Raw genomic sequence first — 14,779 nt, 5'->3', positions numbered from 1 at the left:
AAACGACTAAAATCAGTCAGTATGTTGCTGTTCCTAATGGGTGCCTCTACCGGAGCAGCATACGCGGTCGCCAATCCTGGCGTTGCCGGTGTGAAAATCACACAACAAAATGGAGCTTGTACAGGAGTTGTAGTAGACGCTACAGGTGAAACTGTCATTGGTGCGTCTGTTATAGTGAAAGGTACGACTAATGGTACGATAACCGGACTTGATGGCGACTTCTCTTTATCCAATGTGAAAAAAGGGGATATCATTCAAATTTCATTTGTAGGTTATCAAACAGTAGAGATTCCTTGGAATGGACAACCCATGAATGTAACTTTACAAGATGACACACAAACATTGGGCGAAGTTGTAGTGACTGCTCTTGGTATCAAACGTGAGAAAAAAGCGCTAGGTTATGCCATGCAGGAGGTAAAGGGTGACGCGTTACTTGAAGCTCGTGAAACGAACCTCGCAAATGCTTTGACAGGTAAAGTTTCAGGTGTCCAGATTATTCGTTCAAGCAATGGTCCTGGTGGCTCTTCCAAAATCCAGCTTCGTGGTGCGAATTCTGTAACAGGTTTGAACCAGCCGTTAATTGTTGTCGATGGTGTGCCAATGGATAACTTTACAGGAGCAAGTAATAATGATATTGATAACCCGACATTGGATATGGGTAATGGACTTTCAGATATTAATGCTGAAGATATTGAGTCCATGTCTGTGTTGAAAGGTGCGTCAGCTGCTGCACTTTATGGTTCTCGTGCCGGTAATGGTGTTATTTTGATTACAACTAAAAAAGGAACAAAGCGTGAAGGTTTGGGTATCACCATCTCAGGTTCAGTTTCTGCTGAGACAACATTTATGCTCCCTAAACGCCAAAAGACCTTTGGACAAGGTGAGAATGGTGTGTTCGATTCAACTAACGGCTATAGCTGGGGACCTGAAGTAACAGGGCAAAGCTATACAAAATGGGATGGTACAACTGCAAATATGCAAATCTTTGATAACGTAAAAAATTTCTTTGATACAGGTGTGAACTTATCAGAAAGCATATCATTCCAGCAGCAATATGATAAAACATCCATTTACACCTCATTGAATCGTATGGATGACTCCAGCATGATACCGGGCGCTAACTTAAGCCGTACAAACTTAACTTTGCGTGCATCTTCTACTTTTGGTAAAGATGATCGTTGGAGCATCGATGCAAAAGTACAATACATCAATACCCTCGCAGAAAACCGTCCTATCAGTGGTGCACGTGGGAATAATGCATTTTATACTATTTTCAATATGCCTACGACTATTGACATCCGTGACTTTTCCAGCCCTGTCAAAGACGAATATGGCGAAATGATCTGGTGGAGTAAAGGGGGAATCAACCCTTACTGGTCCAAAGATTATAATCCAAATAAAGATAGCCGTAATCGTTTCTTGATGAACGGATCATTGAAGTACAAATTCACAGATTGGCTGGATGCTGAAATCAAAGCCGGTAGTGATATGTATTTCACTGAGGGTGAAGAGAAATTGTATGCAGGAAGTCCTACTAATAATAAGAACAGCCGTTATAGCACTAGCGAGAAAAAGTTCTTCGAAAATAATTTCAGCTTTTTGATCAGTGGCCATAAAGATGAATTGTTTGGAAAATTTGGTGGCAATTTCTCTTTTGGTGGTAACTTAATGGAAAGAAAATCTACAGGTTTGGACAATGCTATGGGAAAATTGACTGCGCCCGATTTATTCTCTCTAGCCAATGGTGACAAAAAAGATTTGTCAATAACCGAAACCTATATTCATAAAAAAATCAATTCTTTGTATGGAACTCTTGGAATCAACTATAATGGTTGGGCATTCTTGGATGCAACTTTCCGTAATGACTGGTCATCAGCTTTGAATAAAGAAAACCGTTCATTCTTCTATCCGTCTGTTTCATTGTCATGGGTGATCAGTGATATGGTGGGTAAAGTCGGCAAAGGTATGCCCGAATGGTTTACTTATGCTAAAGCACGTGCATCTTTCGCACAAGTAGGTAACGATATGGATGCATATCAGTTATATAATACATATAGTATTGGTTCAGACCCTAATGGCAATACAACTGCCGGACAAGGAAAAACTAAATACGATGCAGATGTACGCAGTGAGTTGATTACTTCTTGGGAAGCCGGTGCTGAATTGAAATTCTTCAATAACCGTTTAGGAGTTGATTTTGCATGGTACAAGACAAACGCAAAACGCCAGTTAATGAATATTCCTTTAAATAACCTTTCCGGTTATGATAACATGAAAGTAAATGCAGGTAACATTCAAAATACCGGTATCGAAATCATGTTGAATGCACGCCCTATCGAAACAACTCAATTTAGTTGGGATACTCAATTGAACTTCTCTCAGAACAAGAGTAAGATTATTGAATTATTGCCGGGAAAACCAGGTATGCAGTATGCTTTAGGAGGTTCTGACGCATTGCAGGTCTATGCAGTTGCGGGAGGTGCTTATGGTGAAATCTGGGGTACCAAATATCAACGAGTAGAAGAAGGAGAATTTAAAGGACAATTATTACTCAATGAATCAGGACTGCCACAGGCCACTAGTGACAAGCATAAGATTGGTGAACAACAGCCTGACTTCTTATTAGGATGGACAAATACATTTAATTATAAAAACTTCACACTTAGTTTCCTGATTGACGGACGTTTTGGTGGTGATATTTTCTCATTCACCAATATGAACTTGCAACGTAGTGGTATTTCTGAATGTACTGCTCCTGGCGGTAAACGTGAGGATATCGTTGTAGCGGGAGTTATCAAAGATGGTAATGGTTATAAGGTAAATGATCAAAGTGTTTCTTTAGAACGTTATTATAAAGCTTTGGCTACAGGCCGCGCCGGTATTTCGGAAGCTTATATTTATGATGCTACCAACATCCGTTTGCGTAACATCGCCTTGAGTTATCGTTTCCCGTCATCTATGTTGAAAAAGACTCCGTTCCAACAGGTTAAGCTTGGTTTCACTGTGAATAATGTATGGATGATTTCAAGCCATTTGGATGGTATTGATCCGGAATCAGTATATGCTACAAGCACTAATGCAACAGGTTTGGAGAACTCGTCAGCTCCGACATCACGTTCTTACCTGTTTAATGTGACTCTTGGTTTCTAATCATAAAAAAGAAAAAGAACAATGAAAACAATGAATAAATTATTTTTGGGGCTTGGCTTTTGCGCCGGATTAGTTTCCTGCTCTGACTTTGATGAAGTCAATACCAATCCCACAGCTGCCGGTGAGGAATATGTAAAACCTCAATATGCATTGAATAATTCTATAGGACAGGCACAGATGAATCCCGGTACTGCAGAACGTATAGTAGTCTATAATTGGGCTAGTGCTGCCAGAATTTGTGGAGAAATGAGTTTTCTGAACGTAGGCCGCTATAGTGATGATTATACATCTGCTTATTATTATCCTGATCTCAGCGCCAGTATTAAAAATGCGACGTTGGCTATTACAGCAGTAGAGAACCAACTCGAAGCGGCCACTACCACTGCACATGAAAAAGAATTTTTCCCGAACGTAAAGCAGTTTGCCCGTATTTGGCGTGCCTATCTTATCAGTGAGTTTGTCGATAATTTCGGACCTTATCCTATTGAAAGTTTCCTAGGGGAAAATCCTGTTTTCAACTCAGAGAAAGATGATTATGAATTCATTTTAAAGGAGTTGAAAGAAGCCGCAGCAGCTATCAACACCTCTGTCCTACCTGTTGAGGCAGAAGGTAAATGCGACCCGTTTGACAATGTAAAATATGATCCTGTGAAGTGGCAGAAATATGCAAATTCACTCCGTATGCGTCTGGCTATGCGTTTATCAAACATCGACAAGGCAACTGCGCAGACCGAATTTGAGGATGCGGCTAAAGGTAACAAGATTTTAACGGCTGATGAGATGTTTGCAGTAAAAGAAAATGATGGATGGGATGTCTTTTCCGGAGTATATACCCGTTCATTTGACGATCAGGTTCTTTCCTCAACAGTTGCTAATCTTCTGACCAATTTAGGTGGTATTAAAGTAACAGAACAACGTTCCGATTTGGCTAGTTATGTTAAACCAGCTAATTATTTAGGTATTAAATATGACAGACATTATGTTGCTAATACAGATAATCCTACTAAACAATATTGGCTGGATGGTATGCCGGAAAATCTTGATCCGCGTGCATTAAAGATATTCTGTTTACCTGATGATGAAAATGCTGAGAACTACATAGATAAATATAATGATAGAACAGCTAAAGATTTCGTTCTTTACACAGTAGACGAAAACGGGAATCCGATTCCTAATAAGGATAATCCTGGGGAAATAAAGATTGATGCAACTCGTTGTTGGAATGGTTATCCCGCTGGTTCGCGCGGTGGATGGTCGCCAACCTTGGCTTATAACCAACTAGTGACAAATGGATATGGCCCCGGCTGTACTCTTCCAATGTTGGGTAAAGACTATTGTCAGGGCAAATCTCGCATATTCTTTGCAGCATGGGAAACTTATTTCTTGTTAGCAGAAGCTTCATTGTATGGTTGGAACACTGGAACAACAGCAAAAGAAGCCTATGAGAACGGTATTAAAGCTAGTTTTGAATACTTTGGTGTTAGCGAATATGTGAATGATTATCTGAATTCCACCAACTACAATCGTGTAGGTACTTCAGTCAAATTTGATCATACCACTGAACCGACTGCTGAACAAATGACTTATGTGGATGGATACAGCAAAGAACAGAAAACTGTTACTTATGAATATCCTACAGCTTCTAAAACTTTATATGGAAAAGCATTGAATGACCACTTGACTAAAATTATCACTCAAAAATTCATTGCACAAACTCCGTATTTGGTATTGGAAATGTGGTCGGATTTCCGCCGTTTGGGATTACCATTCTTTGAGATTCCTGCAAACGAAAGTTCAATGACTGGTTCAGACATGGTTAATGCTTGGAATCCTAATTCTTGGAAAGACGGACAGAAGTGGGAATTTTATCCACAACGTATGCGATATCCTTCCAGTCTGGAGAATGCAGATCCCGAAGGCTATAAACAAGCTGTAGAGTTGTTAGGAGGCTCAGATAATATCATCACTCCTTTATGGTGGACCGGACGTTAATGTCTTAACCTAGGACATTCATAGAATAATATAAGTTAGCCAGCTAATTCGCAATACTTTAAGTATGAATTAGCTGGCTAACTTATATTCTATGAGTGTCCCTTATTATGCCCAAAATCATTTGATTTTCTGATGCCGGCAAAGCATATTACACATGGATCATAGAGTCCCTTAACATTCATAACTACACAAAAAAGAAGGACTACCTTCTCACGAAGACAGCCCTTTCATTTGCTATTAATAATCTAGTAATTTTCTGGTAAATTTTGAACGCTCTCTTATCTAAGAAACAAGCATTAACGCTCTTTTGTTTATTCCTCCATTATAAAACTTTTCAGTATTTTTTCGGCAATATTTTCATTTTCCTTGCTATAGATAATAGATATATAAAATCCACTACCTGCCGTCTTAGTCATCAAACAAGCATAAAGGCAATGATCTGTTTCGCAGCTCCCTCTTAAATAAGTACCGAAAAACTGTGGTAACTCAAACTCCTGCACTGCCGACTGGTCTTTCACCCCGTCATCATTGGCATAGTCTTTTAATACACTTTTCAAGTCACTTTTTGTCATACCATCCGAATCCAAAGACTGAATGGTGATATAAAACTTGGAATTGTTCAGAAGAAAAGTCTCCTCTGTATCCTCCTCCACCAAAATCCCTTTTGGAGCCTCAAAAGTCAGACCATAGGCTGTCCATGTAATAGGAACCAAAGCTTGCGCACTTACTGATAGCCAAGCCAGACTTAAAAACACAAGAAGTAAAACCTTTTTCATTTTTAATTATTTTACCAATAAAACTCCGATCAGTCCACAACTGATTATTTATCCTTTTCACGGATTTCCACGCGACGAATCTTTCCACTGATGGTCTTTGGAAGTTCTTCTACAAACTCTATGACACGTGGGTACTTGTACGGAGCAGTCACACGCTTCACATGATCTTGTAACTCCTTTACCAACTCAGGTCCTTCCTTACCCTTAAAAGTTTTAGAAAGGACAATCGTCGCCTTTACCACCTGACCACGGATTTCATCAGGCACACCGGTAATGGCACATTCCACAACAGCCGGATGAGTCATCAAAGCACTTTCCACCTCGAACGGGCCTATACGATAACCCGAACTCTTGATCACATCATCAGCACGACCTACAAACCAAAAATAACCATCCTCATCACGCCAAGCCACATCACCTGTATAATAAATACCATCATGCCAAGCATCTTCCGTTAATTCCGAAGCACGATAATATTCTTTGAACAATCCCAATGGTTTACCCTTATCTGTACGAATAACAATCTGACCTTGTTCTCCATCTTCAGCAGAACGCCCGTCGTGAGTCAACAAATCTATATCATATTGAGGATTAGGTACCCCCATACTTCCAGGTTTAGGCTCCATCCAGGGAAAAGTACCTAAAGTCAACGTGGTTTCCGTTTGTCCAAAACCTTCCATCAGACGAATACCTGTGATTTTCTTGAACGTTTCATATACAGAATAGTTCAAAGCCTCTCCCGCCGTAGTACAGTATTCCAAAGAAGAAAGATCATATTTACTAATGTCCTCCTTAATTAAAAAACGATAAATAGTGGGAGGAGCACATAAAGAAGTGATATGATAATCCTGAATCTTTCCAAGAATATCTGCCGGTGTAAATTTCTCATGATCATACACAAAAATATTGGCTCCTGCTATCATCTGTCCATAAAGTTTTCCCCAAACAGCTTTCCCCCAACCTGTATCGGCAATGGTAAGATGAAGACTGTCACGATGCAAATTATGCCAGAAACTGGCAGTTACAATATGTCCCAAAGGATATGTAAAATCATGTGCCACCATCTTAGGTTCTCCTGTAGTACCCGAAGTGAAATACATCAATGAAGTATCTTCATTCGTATTAGGATGTTCCGGTTTAACAAAAGGAGTAGCCTTCTCAATACCTTTATGAAAATCTTCAAAACCCTCCGGAATATCCAGTCCTACACTGACCAACTTTTTTACTGAAGGACAATCGGGCATGGCATCTATAATATGCTTTGTTATCACATCTTCTCCTGCAGCTACAATCATCTTGATATCAGCAGCATTACAACGATACACGATATCCTTTTTCGTCAACAGATGAGTCGCAGGAATAACCACAGCTCCTAATTTATGCAAGGCAATAATAGAGTACCAGAACTCATAACGACGCTTTAAAATAAGCATCACCATATCGCCATGACCAATACCAAGGCTCTGAAAATAAGAAGCAGTCATATCCGTATACTTTTTCAAGTCAGTATAAGTATATTGTATATGCTCCCCTTTATCATTAGTCCATAACAATGCTTTCTTATCGGGTTCTTCGGCAGCCCAAGCATCTACTATATCATAACCAAAATTAAAATTTTCAGGGATTTTAATCTTTAAATTCTTTATAAAGTCCTCTTGTGAGGTAAATGTGGTCTGTTCTAAGAATTTTTCTACCATAATCTTATTCAATTAAAAATTGAGAACTAAAAATTAGAAATATTATGCGGTCAATGACAACACAGTCTTTTTAATCTCAATTTATTATAATATTACTGCCAAGAATTTCACAGTCTTATCGTCCAATGCCAGCATACCATGTGGAATAGAAGAATCAAAATAAAGACTGTCACCTGGATTCAAGATCAATTCTTTTCCATTTATATTAAGTAACATTCTTCCTTCAATAACCAAATTGAATTCTTGTCCCTCATGTGAGTTAAAATGAATCGGAGTATTTTCCGGTTTCGGTTCTACAGTTACAATAAAAGGATCAGCCTTACGCCCACGAAAACCGGAAGCCAATGACTGATATTTATACGCCTTGGTACGCTCTACCGACACTCCTGAACCACAACGAGTCAGAAAATAAGAACTCATCTTAGGTTCTTCACCAAACATTAATACATCCAATGCAATACCGTATTTACGGGCTATTTTCTGTAAAGCACTGACAGAAATATCTTTCTCCCCGCTTTCCATACCCAAATACTCTTCCACTGAAAGCTGGCAACTTTTAGCCACTTCATCAGGAGTCAGTTCCAGAACGTCTCTTAATCCCTGGAGACGCTCAGCTATTTGTTTTATCTGGTCACTCATAATCTTATTGTTTTATGCCTCAAAGATAATGAAGATTTGAGAATTCCTAGCAAAGTTTCATTAAGTTTCGAAGAAAACTATCTAACAGACAATAAAACTGCACAAACACGCTTACAATGAGCACAAACAAACCTTTTACAGAAAGTGATCATTCAAATACTTTCATTTGAAACTATAAAATAATCTTTGTCCCATAACCTTTCTTATAACCATATTTATACTTACTTTGCAGAAAAATGAAATAGAATGAACAAATCAGACGCCAAGACCGTCTGTTAGAAAAAGAAAAAGCTATCAGCTTATTGAAAAACGGAGAATACGGAGTTTTGTCCATGCAAGATGAAGAAAACGGCGCTTATGGAGTTCCTATCAATTATGTATGGAACAAGAAAAATTCCATTTACATTCACTGTGCTCCCGAAGGACGAAAATTACATTGTATCAAACGCTGCAACACCGTTTCTTTCTGTATTATAGGAAAGACTCATATCATATCCAATCAATTCACAACTGAATATGAGAGCATTATATTGAAATGTCGGGCATACATTGGCTTAAATGAAGAAGAACGAATAAACGCTTTACATTTATTAATAGAAAAATACTCTCCAAACGACAAAGTAATTGGTAACCAATATGCCCAAAAATCTTTTCACAGAACAGAAATTATCCGACTAGATATAGAAGAGGCAAGCGGAAAATGCAAACATATACCGATGCAATAAGTATTAAAAGTTCATTGAACTATTCCTCTAATATTCTCAACTATTATTCCCCCGATAAAAGAGAGTTAAAAGGAGATAATTGAGAAAGACGAAAAGAAACACGATACAACTTTTATAAAGGATCATTGAGAAAATTACATGCTATAAAAACATTATTCCGGCAAAACAATATTACCGGAATAAATTTTCTTTATGTTATCCTTTTTCAGATTAGGTATTTGGAAAAGCAACCATCTTAACAACCATAAAAGTTGTACACATTATAAATTATTTCTCATTCTTTCTACAAAATCATGAATAATGGAATACAAAATCTCCAAAGAATTCTCCTCATAACAAAGAGTTTCCAAAGGACACCAACCTGTCCGGTCCCTATTCTGAATACGAGGAACTACCTGCATACAATCTAGCTTTATATTCGCACGCCGCAATAAAACCAATGCAGGTTCACTGATAATATCTGTATAAACTTCCTGTACTCTACCTAATACCATCAAAACAGCAGCAGCTTTTCCTATCACCTTGTCAGCAATCTGAGCCCCACGCAGAAAAGCCGGATCCGTATTCAACAAATCATACAAATCAGTTATTCCACGCTGTGTAAAAGTGCTGATTTCCTTATTCTTTATTACACAAGAATAATTACCTTCATGCAACAGTTTGATTAATTTATCCATTTTTTATTTCATTCAAATAACACGATGCATTTCGTGTCCTTCCACATAAATGGCACTGAACGGACGTGCCGGACAAAGATTTTCACAAGCGCCACAACCGATGCAACGTTCTGTATTCACAACCGGTATTTTAGGTGAACTTTCATCATTCTCATCTTTAGGTATCATTTGAATAGCACCAGTAGGACAATGACGAGCACAATTTCCACAACTTACCTTATCCGTATTCACTATACAATTTTGAGCAATCCACACGGCATGCCCTATTTGAATAGCCGACTTTTCAGCCAAACTAGTCAAATGAATGGCATCAGTAGGACATACTTCTGCACATTTCGCACATTCGGGGCGACAATATCCACGTTCATAGGACATCTCAGGCTGCATCAACCGCTTCAGATCACCCGATGGACGCAATATCTGATTAGGGCACACCGACACACAAAGCTGACAAGCCGTACAATGCTGTGCAAAATGACGAAGACCTCTCGCTCCTGCAGGAACAATAGAAGTGGCACGTTTAGGATTCTTTTTATCAATAAGAGGCGCCAATCCTCCATCCACTTTCTTTTCCTGCGCTTTCATTACGGCACTTGTAGCAAGTAAAGCAGAAACCGTAAAAAAATTTCGCCGCGACGTATTCACCTTTTCTGAATTTGAAGACGATTGAGAAGCTGACTGACCTGTTTCTTCTCTTCTCAAAACCTGCTTTTTCTGAATTATTGCTCCAGATACATACTTTATCGCATCCTGACGACATTTACCTAAACAATCCATACAAGCAACACAACGGGAATAATCAATCTCATGTGCTTTGGGATTAATGCAGGAAGACTTGCAATTACGAGCACAAAGTCCGCAACCATTACATTTAGACGTATCAATAACCGGTTTAAAATAAGAATATCTAGATAAGAGTCCCAATACTGTACCCACCGGACAAATGGTATTGCAATAAGTTCTTCCTCCACGCCATGCCAAAATAAAAAGCACTATCACAGTACCCACTGCAACTACAAAAGTAGAAAGACCTTTCATCCAAACATCTACCGAATAAAAAGCATAACTGTCTACACGCTCCGCCCATAGGGCAAGTACATTGTTCCCCCACTGATACAAAGGTGTCAGCAGGTTAGAAATGATACGGCCGTATGCACTGTAAGGAGCAATCAATGCCGTCAATGAAACTACCCCTGCTACCAAAGCGACGATAAACACCGCCAATACCCCATAGCGCAACCACGACAAAGCAGGCGAGTAGTGGAAACGATTCTTCTTTACCCTTCCCGAAACCCAGGAAATAATATCTTGAAACACACCTAACGGGCAGACAACCGAACAATAGACACGCCCCAAAAGCAACGTCAACAAAACAAGGGCTATCATCACCCCCACATTCAGTGCCAGCACGGCAGGAAGAAACTGTATTTTCGCCATCCAGCCAAACCAACTATGCACAGTTCCTGTAAAATCCAGAAACAGCAACGTGATCATTGTAAAGAACAAAAGGGCGGCGACGAGTCTTATTTTACGTAACATAAGCATTCGTTATTTTATCATGTTTATCCATTCCATTATAAAGTCTCTTGTTTCAACTGCTCCACATATGCGTCTATACGATGCAGTTCTTTGGGAATATCAATACTTTGAGGGCAATGCGGGTTACACTGGTTACATCCGGTACAATGACTTGCCTGCCGCAGTTTGGGCACACTACGGTCATAACCTATCAGGAAAGCACGCCGTGCACGGCGGTAATTCTCATCCTGACTGCTTTTAGGCACATTTCCTTCGTTGACACATTTATTATAATGCACCAGAATCGCCGGAATATCCAAGCCGTAAGGACAGGGCATACAATATTTGCAGTCATTGCAAGGAATCGTAGGGAACTTCAGCATCAATTGGGCTGTTTCTTCCAAGAACTCTTTTTCCTCCTCATTCAAAGGTTCTAAGGGAGAATAAGTCCGAAGGTTATCCTGCAAATGTTCCATATAAGTCATTCCACTCAGCACACACAACACATTGGGATACGTACCGGCAAAACGGAATGCCCACGATGCCACACTGTTCTCCGGACGACGCTGCTTCAAGCGCGCCACCAGATGGTCGTTCAGTTTAGACAAACGTCCTCCTAACAGAGGCTCCATAATCACAGCCGGAATTCCACGCTTGGCCAACTCTCCATACAAATATTCCGCATTAACATTTCGACCCGAAGCATGGCGCCAATCTACATAGTTCATCTGAATTTGCACAAAATCCCATTTCACATCCAGCGACAGCAAATAATCAAACACTTCCACCGATCCGTGAAATGACCATCCCAAATTACGAATACGGCCTTCTTCACGCTCTTTTAGTAAAAAGTCAAGAACTCCATTGTCAATATAACGGTCATGGAAAGTTTTGATCCCTTCCCCTCCACCTACAGAATGAAGCAAATAATAATCCAGATAATCCGTCTGCAATTCTTTCATCGACTGATGGTACATCTTGATGGAATTCTCACGAGTATAATTTTGAAAATTAGACATCTTTGTCGCAATCAACAGTCTTTCACGAGGATGACGTTTCAAAGCCACACCAGTGGCCCTTTCAGAAAATCCCTGGCAATAAACAGGAGATGTATCGAAATAATTCACTCCGTGAGCGATAGCATAATCCACCAGCTCATTCACCGCATCCTGGTCTATCACATTTCCATCACTGTCCGGCGCTGGTTTCAACGGCCAGCGCATACATCCATATCCTAAAAGTGAAACATGTTCTCCCTTTGGAGAAGTACGATAAGTCATTTTATCAACAGGCACTTCGCCTAAAATAGAAGCCTCAGACGCATTCGACTTCTCGCCGGATGCACAACCATACATTGCCACCGTAGATGCAACTGTACTAACACCCACAATTTTTAGAAATTCTCTACGGTTCATTTCCTTTTTGTCTCTTTTGTCCATAGTCTTTTACTTAACCTTCCTTTATTTACTGTAAACCACCACTATAGCCTGATCATCAGTTAATGCAAAGTTAATTAGAATTCATGAAATTCCTTGCAACACAACCTTAATAATCAAAACAACTTTAATTACAGAAAGCAAATCACTTTTTAATTCACATAGATCACTATTGAAAATAATTATTTAAACAACTGTATCATAGGGCGGCCTATCCAAACCTGCGGTTGTTTCAAGCCAAAAATAAAAGCAACTGTAGAAGTACAATCAAACTGCATCATACTTTCATCAAAAATTCCTCCTTTTTTTACATTCTTTCCAGCAATAATAAATGGAGTTTCCATTTCTTGCATCGTTTTTCCACCATGCCCCTTATTTATTCCTCCATGATCGGCTGTAACAATAATAATACTATTATCATAAATACCTGCCTCCTTGATAGCATCTACTATCCGACCTACATATCCGTCTAATTCTTTCAATTTTGCATAATAAGCCGGAGTATCATGTCCATCCACATGACCTACATGGTCAGGATTATCAAAACAAATTGCAGTCAAGACCGGCTTCTTTTCTGTAATATACTTACATGCCATCTCACATAGAGCAGCGGGATATAGATTATAGTCAGGAGCCTGCACATGATAATTCAAAGCCAAAGTATCTACTAGATATTTAATACCATCCCACTCATACAACACTCCTATTTCAGCATCAGGAACAGCTTTACGAAGTTCACTGAAAATAGTTGGAAATATATGATGCTCATTTACTACACGTGAAGGAAGTTCGGGAGTTTTAGACCCCCATTCTGTATATCCATGGAGTTCAGGTCCTGCCCCCATAAACATAGAAGCCCAGTTTACTGCACTTGAAGAAGGAAGCACACTACGTTTTTTCAAAGTATAGCAACCTGCATCTATTAAAGTTTTAACATTTGGCATCTCAGCCTTTTCCACACTATAAGCCCCCCAACCGTCAAGGCCAATCAAGAACACATGGTCGGCTTTCCAATTCTGAGCAAAGCAAGAAAAAGTAAAGAATGCTATCAATATAGCAAATAAACGATTTTTTTTCATAGCAACTTATATTTTTCAGTTATACATATTATCTTAACAATTCTCCACACTATGAAATGATTGGATACTCTCCATCGGATAAACTTCCACTTACACACAATATTTCATCAAGAAAGGTGGAAACGATATCTAATCCCAATATTGGGAGATATCCCTATAATATGAAAAATTAAAAGATGAGCAAGCGCTGGTTTCCTTTCTCCAAACGCCTGCTCAGTTCAAATAGAGACATAAAAGCTGATTTCCATCACAGCTCCATCATACCTATTATCTATTTCAGACAAGCCTTCATTGCTTTAATGATCGCTGAGTCAAACCCTTCGTGATCCAATTCATTAATACCCTTGATAGTCATACCACCGGGCGTACACACCTTATCTATTTCCACACTGGGATGAGTATCATTATTCAATATCAAGGAAGCAGCCCCTTTCACAGATTGAGCAACCATTTTCTGTGCATCTTTCGGATAAATTCCTAATTCAATACCTGCCTGCATAGCTGCCTGAATATATTTCAAAACATATGCGATACCACATGAAGTCAAAGCCGTAGTAGCAGCCATCTGACTTTCAGGAATAAGAATAGCCAATCCTAATTCATTAAAGATATCCAGCATCAGTTGTTCTTGTTCCTTACTGGCGTTACGACTGGATATCAAGGTCATACTTTCCAGCTGAGATATAGCAGTATTGGGAATCAGACGGAATATAGTCTGTTCCGGGCCTACACTCTTCACCAATTGCTCAAAGGTTACACCGCCTGCGATAGAAACTAATACTTGTTGAGGAGTCAAATGAATCACACTCAATACCTGATCTATCAACCACGGTTTTACAGCCAGAATAACGATATCGGCATCCTTTATCGCTTTCGGGTTTTCCGTTGTTACATTAATCTCCGGATAATCCGCCTGTAGAGTTTCCAGACTTCCGCTGAACGGATCGGCTACTGTTACATCACTCGCAGGAATGATAGTGCCTTGGGCAAGGCCGCGAGCAATAGCCCCTCCCATATTTCCCGCACCAATAATTGCTACTTTCATATTATTAAAGATTAAGTCTATAGCTACAAAGATAAGGGAAAAAAA

Annotated in this window: 11 protein-coding genes; 3 read left to right on the top strand and 8 right to left on the bottom strand. The window is 39.4% G+C overall.

The annotated features are described in order from the left end of the window. Together AB5935_RS15315 and AB5935_RS15310 are read left to right on the top strand one after the other, a co-directional pair. Window positions 1-3,150: SusC/RagA family TonB-linked outer membrane protein (locus tag AB5935_RS15315; protein ID WP_342976086.1), on the top strand; the 3,150-nt coding region annotated here is incomplete at its 5' end. A 21-nt stretch (window positions 3,151-3,171) separates the two neighbouring features. Next, window positions 3,172-5,142 (top strand): SusD/RagB family nutrient-binding outer membrane lipoprotein, encoded by a 1,971-nt coding sequence (locus tag AB5935_RS15310; RefSeq protein ID WP_005841087.1) that lies wholly within the window; start codon window positions 3,172-3,174, stop codon window positions 5,140-5,142. A gap of 311 nt (window positions 5,143-5,453) precedes the next feature. Here the strand turns inward: AB5935_RS15310 and AB5935_RS15305 are convergent, their stop codons facing one another. The 3 genes from AB5935_RS15305 to AB5935_RS15295 all read right to left on the bottom strand — a co-directional run bounded on the left by AB5935_RS15305 (window position 5,454) and on the right by AB5935_RS15295 (window position 8,254). Further along, window positions 5,454-5,918: a hypothetical protein gene (locus tag AB5935_RS15305; RefSeq protein WP_005841085.1), complete on the bottom strand. Its 465-nt coding sequence runs from the start codon at window positions 5,916-5,918 to the stop codon at window positions 5,454-5,456. Window positions 5,919-5,962: 44 nt separating this feature from the next. Beyond that, complete coding sequence (locus tag AB5935_RS15300; protein ID WP_038611660.1) at window positions 5,963-7,615, bottom strand: AMP-binding protein; 1,653 nt, start codon at window positions 7,613-7,615, stop codon at window positions 5,963-5,965. Between the two features lie 84 nt (window positions 7,616-7,699). Next, on the bottom strand, window positions 7,700-8,254 hold the full coding sequence (locus AB5935_RS15295; RefSeq protein WP_007832953.1) for a helix-turn-helix domain-containing protein: 555 nt from the start codon (window positions 8,252-8,254) through the stop codon (window positions 7,700-7,702). A 254-nt stretch (window positions 8,255-8,508) separates the two neighbouring features. Between AB5935_RS15295 and AB5935_RS15290 the strand changes: the two genes are divergently transcribed. Further along, entirely contained in the window at window positions 8,509-8,979 is a 471-nt protein-coding gene (locus AB5935_RS15290; protein WP_038611664.1) for a pyridoxamine 5'-phosphate oxidase family protein, read from the top strand. Window positions 8,980-9,239: 260 nt separating this feature from the next. On the opposite strand, the gene AB5935_RS15285 is transcribed toward AB5935_RS15290, so the two are convergent. The 5 genes from AB5935_RS15285 to proC form a co-directional block, all read right to left on the bottom strand. After that, window positions 9,240-9,656, bottom strand: coding sequence for a DUF1893 domain-containing protein (locus AB5935_RS15285; RefSeq protein WP_007832949.1), 417 nt, complete (start codon window positions 9,654-9,656; stop codon window positions 9,240-9,242). Between the two features lie 12 nt (window positions 9,657-9,668). Beyond that, a complete protein-coding gene (locus AB5935_RS15280; protein ID WP_008654581.1) occupies window positions 9,669-11,195 on the bottom strand; it encodes a 4Fe-4S binding protein in 1,527 nt (508 codons plus the stop codon). 35 nt (window positions 11,196-11,230) lie between these two features. After that, a complete protein-coding gene (locus AB5935_RS15275; RefSeq protein WP_007832945.1) occupies window positions 11,231-12,613 on the bottom strand; it encodes an aldo/keto reductase in 1,383 nt (460 codons plus the stop codon). 179 nt (window positions 12,614-12,792) lie between these two features. Further along, window positions 12,793-13,689, bottom strand: a complete 897-nt coding sequence (locus tag AB5935_RS15270) for an alkaline phosphatase (protein WP_038611667.1) — start codon at window positions 13,687-13,689, stop codon at window positions 12,793-12,795. Window positions 13,690-13,960: 271 nt separating this feature from the next. Then, a complete protein-coding gene (gene proC / locus AB5935_RS15265) occupies window positions 13,961-14,734 on the bottom strand; it encodes a pyrroline-5-carboxylate reductase (RefSeq protein ID WP_007832942.1) in 774 nt (257 codons plus the stop codon). Window positions 14,735-14,779 lie beyond the last annotated feature (45 nt).

It is taken from the genome of Phocaeicola sp. RTP21198st1_B8_RTP21198_201120 (assembly GCF_040929485.1).
In the GTDB taxonomy this organism is placed as follows: domain Bacteria; phylum Bacteroidota; class Bacteroidia; order Bacteroidales; family Bacteroidaceae; genus Phocaeicola; species Phocaeicola dorei.
Note: the sequence above shows the minus strand (reverse complement) of the source record. Positions and strands in the feature narration are given on the sequence as shown.

Bases quoted from the DNA above. Each gene is read 5' to 3' on its own strand.
- AB5935_RS15310 (WP_005841087.1), top strand. From the start codon at position 3,172: ATGAAAACAATGAATAAATTATTTTTGGGGCTTGGCTTTTGCGCCGGA.
- AB5935_RS15305 (WP_005841085.1), bottom strand. From the start codon at position 5,918: ATGAAAAAGGTTTTACTTCTTGTGTTTTTAAGTCTGGCTTGGCTATCA.
- AB5935_RS15300 (WP_038611660.1), bottom strand. From the start codon at position 7,615: ATGGTAGAAAAATTCTTAGAACAGACCACATTTACCTCACAAGAGGAC.
- AB5935_RS15295 (WP_007832953.1), bottom strand. From the start codon at position 8,254: ATGAGTGACCAGATAAAACAAATAGCTGAGCGTCTCCAGGGATTAAGA.
- AB5935_RS15285 (WP_007832949.1), bottom strand. From the start codon at position 9,656: ATGGATAAATTAATCAAACTGTTGCATGAAGGTAATTATTCTTGTGTA.
- AB5935_RS15280 (WP_008654581.1), bottom strand. From the start codon at position 11,195: ATGTTACGTAAAATAAGACTCGTCGCCGCCCTTTTGTTCTTTACAATG.
- AB5935_RS15275 (WP_007832945.1), bottom strand. From the start codon at position 12,613: ATGGACAAAAGAGACAAAAAGGAAATGAACCGTAGAGAATTTCTAAAA.
- AB5935_RS15270 (WP_038611667.1), bottom strand. From the start codon at position 13,689: ATGAAAAAAAATCGTTTATTTGCTATATTGATAGCATTCTTTACTTTT.
- proC (WP_007832942.1), bottom strand. From the start codon at position 14,734: ATGAAAGTAGCAATTATTGGTGCGGGAAATATGGGAGGGGCTATTGCT.